This window comes from Brevundimonas sp. CURTG3B2_SDJG, from assembly GCF_057364705.1.
In genome coordinates this window covers 1-7197 of the sequence record NZ_JBNFOJ010000157.1, presented here as the reverse complement: position 1 = coordinate 7197, position 7197 = coordinate 1, and the positions used below count along the sequence as shown (strand labels likewise).

Below are 7197 nucleotides of genomic sequence, written 5' to 3'. Positions count from 1 at the left end.
GGCGTCCTGGCCGGTCAGCCGCGCGTGGAGGTAGGCGGCGTTGAAGCTGTCGCCCGCGCCCGTCGTGTCGACCGGAACCTCGACAGGCTGGGTCGCGATCCGCCCCGACGCACCGGCGCCGGCCAGAAGCGCGCCGTCAGGGCCCAGCTTGACCGCCACCTCGCGCGCGCCCCGCCGCAGCCAGCGCTCGGCGGTGGCCTCGGGAGAGACGTCGCCGTTCAGCGCCGCCTCGTCCTCGAACGTCGGAAGTGCGATCGTGACCAGCGGCGCGAAGGCGTCGATGGCGCGCCGGGCGCCTCGACCGACGGCCAGTTCCGAGGCCGGTAGTTGGGATCGAAGGCGACCTCCCCGCCCCGGCGGCGCACCGCCTCGGCCGCGACGCGCAGGACCGCGCGGTCCGCGTCGTCGAACAGCGAGAGCGAGATGCCCGACAGATACAGCAGGTCCGCCCGCCCCATCGCCTCCAGAGCCCGCTCGGCGCCGGGCAGCCGCATGAAGCGCCTGGCCGCGCTGGCCTCGCGCCAGTATGAAAAGGTGCGCTCCCCCCTGGCGTCCGTGCGGATGGCGTAGAGGCCGGGCAGGCGCTCCGGATCGGTCAGGACCAGATCCAGGCCCACCCCCTCCTCGGCCCAGGCCGCCTTCATCTCGGCCGACCAGGCGTCGGCGCCCAGGGCGGTGGCGTAGCGCACCGCAAGCCCCAGGCGCGCCATGTAGAGGGCGGTGTTGAAGGTGTCCCCGCCAAAGCCCAGCCGCGCCGCGCCTTCCGACGTACGGGCCAACTCCAGCATGCACTCGCCGAAACAGACGACGTTCAGCCCGGGCATCGCGCGCTTCCGCCGGACGGCTGGAACAGGGTCAGGTCGATCGCCTCGGCCATGCGTCGGTAGCCCGCGTCGTTGGGGTGGAGGCGATCGTCGCGGTGCGCGCCCTCGATCATCGCCTCGGGTCGTTCAGGATCCCTCACCGCGGCGTCGAAGTCGATCACCGCGTCGAAGGCGCCGCTGTCGCGGATGAAGGCGTTCAGGACCTGCCGCGCGGCTTCCGACCGGTCGTCGAAGCGCTCGGACCCGGCGAAGGGGGTGACGGTCCCCCCGATCACCTTGATCCCGTGCAGATGCAGGCGGTCGACGATCTGGCGATAGCCGGCGATCACCTCTTCGGCGCTGCGCCCGGGCTGGGCCGGATCGCCGTTGTGGCGGATGTCGTTGATCCCCTCCAGCAGGATCACATGGGTCACACCCGGCAGGCTCAGGACGTCGCGGTCCAGCCGCGCCATGGCGTTGGGGCTGCGGCCGTCCTGGACCACCCGGTTGCCGCTGATGCCCGCGTTCACGACCACGAAGCCGCCCGGGCAGGCGGCGTCCAGACGGCGCGCCAGCAACGAGGGCCAGTCCGCGTCGGCCCCCAGGGTCGAGGTCGCTCCCTCGGTGATGGAATCGCCCAGAGCCGCGATCACCACGGGCGCCTCTCGACGGGCGGCGTAGACGGCGGAGATGAAGCTCTGGCGCCGCTCCAGTCGGACCTCGTCCGCCACCGCCCCGCCGCCCTCGCCGATCCGGACGCCGACGCGGCGCACCACGCCCCGCGTCTCTTCCGGCAGGAAGACGGCGACCGAGACCTGGCCGAAGCGGGGGACCGGCAGCGAGATGGGGTCGCTGACCAGGGCGACGCCCGGGGGCAGGATCGGCCCAGCCTGGCCCGCGAAGGTGACGGACAGATCCGGCCCCTGGCCTTGCGTCGGGCGGATGGTGACCGCGCCCACTTTCAGCGGCTGGGTCCCCAGCTCGTTGCTGATCCGGATGCGGATCGCCTGCGGCCGAGCGCCCCAGGCGGATGTCTTGCCGCACCGTCTGGTTTCGATAGGCCAGCGGAGCCTCGGGCGTCCCGTCGAAGCGCGCGGGGGCCGCCGAGGCGGTCCAGGCCGGAACCCAGACCGTCGACTGCGCCCAGGCCGGGCCGCTGGCGGCGGCCAGGAGCGGCGACCGGCCGCCAGGCGCCGCAGGATCGCGGGTCCGGTCACGAGAACAGCAGGCCGCCGTTGATGTCGACGTTCGCCCCGGTGATGAACGACGCCCCGTCCGAGACCAGGAAGGCCACGGCCTGGGCCACCTCCTCGGCGCGCCCTCGCGGCGCAGGGGCGTGGCGGCCGCGACCGCCTTGCGCACCTCGTCCTTGGTGAAGGTGTCGTGGAAACCGGTGCTGATCATGCCGGGGCAGAGCGCGTTGACGCGGATGCCCTGGGGTCCGAACTCCTTGGCCATGGCGCGGGTGAAGGTCATCAGCGCCCCCTTGGAGGTGGCGTAGATCGCCGCCCCCGGGCCGCCGCCGTCGCGCCCCGCCTGGGACGAGAAGTTCACGATCGCGGCGCCCGCCTCCATGTGCGGGATAACCGCCCGGGTCATCAGATAGGCCGAACGCAGGTTCAGGTTCATCACCTGGTCGAAGAAGGCCTCGTCGATCTCGGCCAGGGGGCGGCGCTGCACCATGCCGCCGGCCAGGTTGACCAGGATGTCCACGCGGGGACCGAACGCATCCCGGGCGGCCGCGACCAGGCTGTCGGCGCCGGCGCCGGTCGAGACGTCGGCGCGGTGCAGGACGGCCTTTCCGCCGGCGGCCTGGACCGCCTTCAGGGTTTCGGTCGCGCTGGCCGCGTCGTTGGCGAAGTTGATCACCACCCGCGCGCCCTCGGCGGCGAGTTTCAGCGACACCGCGCGGCCGATGTCGCGGCCGCCGCCGGTCACGATGGCGACCTTGTCGTTCAAAAGCATCAGGAGTCCTTCTGGGGAGCGGAGGAGGAGGGGCGCGGCTCGACCGGCGCGATGCGGCCGGTGACGAACCACAGGGAGAGCAGCGACAGCGGCACCAGGGCCGCCACCAGGATGAAGATCGGGCCGTACGAGACCTTGGTCATCGCCGGCACCAGCCAGGTGGTGATCAGGGTGCCCGCCACGGCCGCCATGCCGCCGACGCCGGCCAGCGAGCCGACCGAGCGCCCGTCGAACAGATCGCCGGGGATGGTCTGGATGTTGCCGATGGCCACCTGGAAGCCGAACAGGACCCCGGCGATGACCAGCACGGCGACCGTCGGGTCGGTGACGTTCGGCGCGACGATCAGGCAGGGCGCCATGACCAGGCCGCCCAGGGTGACCGCCGCCTTGCGCGCGGTGTCGACCGACCGGCCCGACTTGATCAGCCAGCCCGACAGCCAGCCGCCGAACAGGCTGCCGATCATGGCCCCGACGTAGGGCACCCAGGCGAAGATGCCGATCTGCTTGATGTCGAAGTCGAAGGTCTCGGCCAGGTAGATCGGCAGCCAGGACACGAACAGCCACCAGATCGGGTCCAGGAAGAAGCGCGACAGGATCACGCCCCAGCTCTGGCGATGGGTCAGCAGCTGACGCACCGTCGGCGCATAGGGCGGCGCCAGGGGCGCATCGACCGGCTGGGCGGCGGGCTTGTCCAGGATCAGGGCGCGCTCGGCGGCGCTGACCCAGGGGTGCCGGTCCGGTCCGGCGCGGTAGATGATCAGCCAGGGCAGCACCCAGATGAAGCCCAGCGCCCCCACCAGCAGGAAGGTCCCCTTCCAGCCCAGCGACAGGAACAGCAGCGCGATCAGCGGCGCCGAGACGATCGCCCCGATCGAGGCGCCGGCGTTGAAGATCCCTTGCGCGAACGCGCGCTCGCGGGCGGGGAACCACTCGGCGTTGGCCTTGACGGCGCCCGGCCAGGCGCCGGCCTCGCTGATCCCCAGCATGGCGCGGAAGACGCTGAACGAGAGGATCGAGTTGGCGACCGCGTGCAGGGCGATGGAGATCGACCACACCCCGATCGACAGGGCGAAGCCCAGCCGCACCCCGATGGCGTCGAACAGCTTGCCGAACGCGAACTGGCCGATGGCGTAGAAGACCATGAAGATGGTCACCAGCAGCGCGTAGTCCTCCTTGGTCGCGCCGATCTCGGGCGCGATCTCGGGCCACATGACCGCCAGGGCGTTGCGGTCGATGTAGTTGATGATCGTGGCCACGGCGATCAGGCCGATGATCACCCATCGAAGACTGGACTTCATCGCCGGGAGCTCCTTAGCGATCGAACCGGGCGTAGCCGCCGGTCCACTGATAGGTCTGCCCCCCGCCGCGCACCGTGTGGGCGCGGCCGGGCGCGATGTCGTCCGCGACGCCCAGCGCCAGGGTCTTGCCGGACGCCAGGGTCACGACCACCACCTCGGCGTCCTCGCCGCGCAGGCGGGCGACGTCGCGGATGCGGCTGGTCGATCCGGTGACGGTCTCGGCCGTCCCGTCGTATTCGCCGTGGGGCTCCAGCACCGCGACGAAGCTGGCGTCGGCCTGCCCCTCCATGCGGCGGATCAGGACCGGTTCGCGGCGCAGGTTGAAGTTCGGGTCGTTGGCGCCGCTCTCGGCCAGGATCGCCCGGGTCGGGGCCGAGGCGGCGAAGCGGTAGGTGTAGAACCGCCCGTCCAGCAGCCAGGTCAGGCTGCGGGCCTCGTCGCCGGGCTCGGACTGGGCGTCGACCCACAGGTGCTGATAGCCGGCCCGGTCGCCCAGCACCGGGCGCTCGGCCAGCGCATGCCGCGCCTCGAAGCCCTGGGTGATGATCTGCCGCGGAAGTGCAGCGGCAGGTCGTAGAGGGCGGGCGTCGCGCCGTCGGCGCGCATCAGGTCCAGCATGATCGGGAAGGCCAGGTCGGGATGCTCGACCAGGGCCAGGGTCCGCGTCAGGGTCACGCCCTCATAGGCGCTCTCGATCCGGGCCGAGGCGACCTGCAGGCCGTCCTCCACCTGGAACAGCAGCGGCGTGGTGGGGTGCTCCTCGCCCACGCGCCAGTCGCCGCCGAACTGGCTCTGGCCGTTCACCACCAGGGTGTTGTGAGCCACCGTCTGCTGCGCCCAGCTGTCGTTCTCGTCCAGATAGCCGCCGCCGTTCTTGGCCTCGACGTTCAGGAAGCGGGCCGCGCCGTAGTCGGCGATCACGGCGTTCCCGTTGTCGTAGAACAGCCAGTTCAGGCGGTCGAAATGACCATGGCCCTGGCCCTGCTGGGTGTTCTTCATCACCAGCATCTGACCGGTCTCGCCGCCCTGGCGCAGGAAGACCAGATTGCCGCTCTCGCCGTCGGGACCGTCGCGCAGCTGCATCGACCGGAAGTCGAACGGTCGGGCCAGGCCTTCGGCCAAGCCCCGCGCCACCGCCAGCCCGTCGGGCGACAGCAGGGTGCGCCCCTGGCCCTGGGCGATCGACAGCAGGCGCGGATCCCGGGTCTGGGCGTAGGCGATGGCGACGCCGGTGACGATCTCCTCGCTGTCCAGGCCCTTGTCGGGCAGGGCGTCGTTGATGGGGACGATCAGGCCGTCGTAGGACGCCTGGACCACGCCCTCGACCGCCTTCAGCAGCACGCCGTCGCGATAGGCGAAGATGCCCCGCCCGGGCTCGTTCTGCTGGATGGCCCGCGCGAAGATCACGAACGGCGCCAGGGCGTACCGCTGATAGTAGGGCCCCTCGGCGTAGTAGCCGTCCGGCGAGAACAGCAGATCGATCTGGCGCAGGAAGCCGGCCTGGCCGTCGCGGGCGGTTCCGCGCAACGCCCGGTCGACCAGCTCCGGATCGCGCAGCACGTATCCGGTCATGCCCACGCCGGCCGTCGCCCAGGTGGCGTGGTTGTGGATGCGGTCGAAATACGGCGCGTTCTCTTCCGACAGGAACGCGCCATGCGGCGGAAGACGTCCTCGTCGATCCGGCGCCGGTCCTCGGCGCTGAGGGTGTCGCGGATCGCGTCGTAGCCCTGGGACGCATAGACCAGCCAGACCGAGTCGTTCAGCGCCTGCCAGAACAGCCGCCCCTTGACCGAGGACCGGCCGGCGGGGTGCGGCCCCAGCGTCGGATAGAGGCGGGCGTACTCCAGCAGCATGTCGCGGGCGAAGTCGGCGTAGCGGCGGTCGCCGGTGATCCGGTACAGCGCGCCCGCTCCGGCGATGGCCTTGTAGTTGCGCTTGTGCTGCTCGTGGGTGGCGCCGCCGCCCAGGTCGCGCGGCGTGGGCACGTCGATCCCCGCCCGCATGGCGGCTTCCACCTCGGCCGTGATCCGGGCGCGCTCGGCGGCGAACATCGGATAGCGGTCGCCCGCTTCGGCCATGGCGCGCCAGGCTTCAGGGGACACCAGCACCGGCGAGGCGTCGTCGGCGGGCCGGGCGGTCTGAACCGGCTCCGAGGGAACCGGCGCGCTCGCCGCCGACAGCGGCGCGACCGCGCAGGTCGCGGCGAGCAGCAAGGCCGTCAGCGAACGCGTCATCGCGCCGCCTCCACGTTCGACACCAGGTCCGGCGTCTCGGCCAGGACGTTGTCGCGCCAGATCAGCACCGGCTCGCCAACCCGCCGGAAGAAGCGGACCGGCCCGCTGTTCTCGAAGCGGTTGCCGGCGATCTCGGCGCGCTGGACGCCGTACAGTTTCACCGAGGCGGGCTCGTCGCCGGCCGCCCCGACGCGTTCGAAGGTCGAGCCGGTGAGGACCAGCCGGGGGCCGAAGGTGCTCTCGTCCGTGCCGCCCCGATAGAGATCGATCATCGGGCCGACGATGTCGCGGAAGGTCGAACCGGCGATCTCGACGACCTCGGCGTTGTAGGTTCCCAGGTCCTCGGTCTCGGTGTGGGCGGCGACGACCGATCCCGTCGCGCCCTCGACCGTGACGCCGCTCAGGGCGATACGGTCCGCCAGGGTGCCGGGGCCGGCCGAGAACAGGTTGAAGGCGCGGTTGACCTTCAGCTCGACGAAGCGGCTGTCCTCGATCAGCAGTTGATAGCCGGCGCGCGGCGCCGGCGCGGATCACCGCGTTGCCGGCTTCGTCCGGGCTGGAGGCGCCCGAGACCGTCACCCGCGACAGCTTCAGCGAACCGCCCCGCCCGATCTCGAACAGGGCCGGCCGGGAGAACAGGATGCGCGCCTCACCCTCGGCGGGTCCCTGGATCGTCACGGCCCGATCCAGCATCAGGGTCTGGTTGACCACGTAGACGCCGGCCGAAAGCTCCAGACGGTCGCCCGCCGACGCCGCGGCCGCCGCCGTGGTCAAGGTGTCCTCGCCCGGGGCCACGGCGCGGGCCTGGCCGCTGTCCAGCGCCGCCCGGGCGCTGTCCTTGGGATACCAGGTCACGCCCACGGCGTTGCGGGCCACGAAGGCCAGGTCGCGCCGGGC

The 7197-nt window shown here is 71.8% G+C and carries 9 protein-coding genes and 1 pseudogene; all 10 read right to left on the bottom strand.

Going from position 1 to position 7197, the window contains the following annotated elements:
* On the bottom strand, positions 1-255 hold a 255-nt coding region (locus AC2W7C_RS11450; RefSeq protein WP_486001553.1), incomplete at its 3' end, for a PfkB family carbohydrate kinase.
* Positions 219-824 carry a sugar kinase gene (locus tag AC2W7C_RS11445; protein ID WP_486001552.1) on the bottom strand — a complete coding sequence of 202 codons (606 nt, stop codon included), beginning with the start codon at positions 822-824 and terminating at the stop codon, positions 219-221. The genes AC2W7C_RS11445 and AC2W7C_RS11450, both read right to left, overlap by 37 nt.
* Positions 812-1762 carry an SGNH/GDSL hydrolase family protein gene (locus AC2W7C_RS11440; RefSeq protein ID WP_486001551.1) on the bottom strand — a complete coding sequence of 317 codons (951 nt, stop codon included), beginning with the start codon at positions 1760-1762 and terminating at the stop codon, positions 812-814. Before AC2W7C_RS11440 ends, AC2W7C_RS11445 begins: the two co-directional genes overlap by 13 nt.
* Before the next feature lie 254 nt (positions 1763-2016).
* Positions 2017-2109 (bottom strand): hypothetical protein, encoded by a 93-nt coding sequence (locus tag AC2W7C_RS11435; protein WP_486001550.1) that lies wholly within the window; start codon positions 2107-2109, stop codon positions 2017-2019.
* A 98-nt stretch (positions 2110-2207) separates the two neighbouring features.
* A pseudogene (locus AC2W7C_RS11430) lies at positions 2208-2768 on the bottom strand (SDR family NAD(P)-dependent oxidoreductase); the annotation flags it as partial.
* On the bottom strand, positions 2768-4066 hold the full coding sequence (locus tag AC2W7C_RS11425) for an MFS transporter (protein WP_486001549.1): 1299 nt from the start codon (positions 4064-4066) through the stop codon (positions 2768-2770). The pseudogene AC2W7C_RS11430 and the gene AC2W7C_RS11425, both read right to left, overlap by 1 nt.
* 13 nt (positions 4067-4079) lie before the next feature.
* A complete protein-coding gene (locus AC2W7C_RS11420; protein WP_486001548.1) occupies positions 4080-4565 on the bottom strand; it encodes a hypothetical protein in 486 nt (161 codons plus the stop codon).
* Positions 4487-5638 (bottom strand): heparinase II/III domain-containing protein, encoded by a 1152-nt coding sequence (locus AC2W7C_RS11415; RefSeq protein WP_486001547.1) that lies wholly within the window; start codon positions 5636-5638, stop codon positions 4487-4489. The genes AC2W7C_RS11420 and AC2W7C_RS11415 overlap by 79 nt, the downstream gene beginning before the upstream one ends.
* The gene (locus AC2W7C_RS11410) at positions 5635-6300 is read right to left on the bottom strand and encodes a hypothetical protein (protein ID WP_486001546.1); all 666 of its coding nucleotides are present in this window, start codon (positions 6298-6300) and stop codon (positions 5635-5637) included. The genes AC2W7C_RS11415 and AC2W7C_RS11410 overlap by 4 nt, the downstream gene beginning before the upstream one ends.
* Positions 6297-6572 carry a hypothetical protein gene (locus tag AC2W7C_RS11405; protein ID WP_486001545.1) on the bottom strand — a complete coding sequence of 92 codons (276 nt, stop codon included), beginning with the start codon at positions 6570-6572 and terminating at the stop codon, positions 6297-6299. Before AC2W7C_RS11405 ends, AC2W7C_RS11410 begins: the two co-directional genes overlap by 4 nt.
* Positions 6573-7197: the final 625 nt, after the last annotated feature.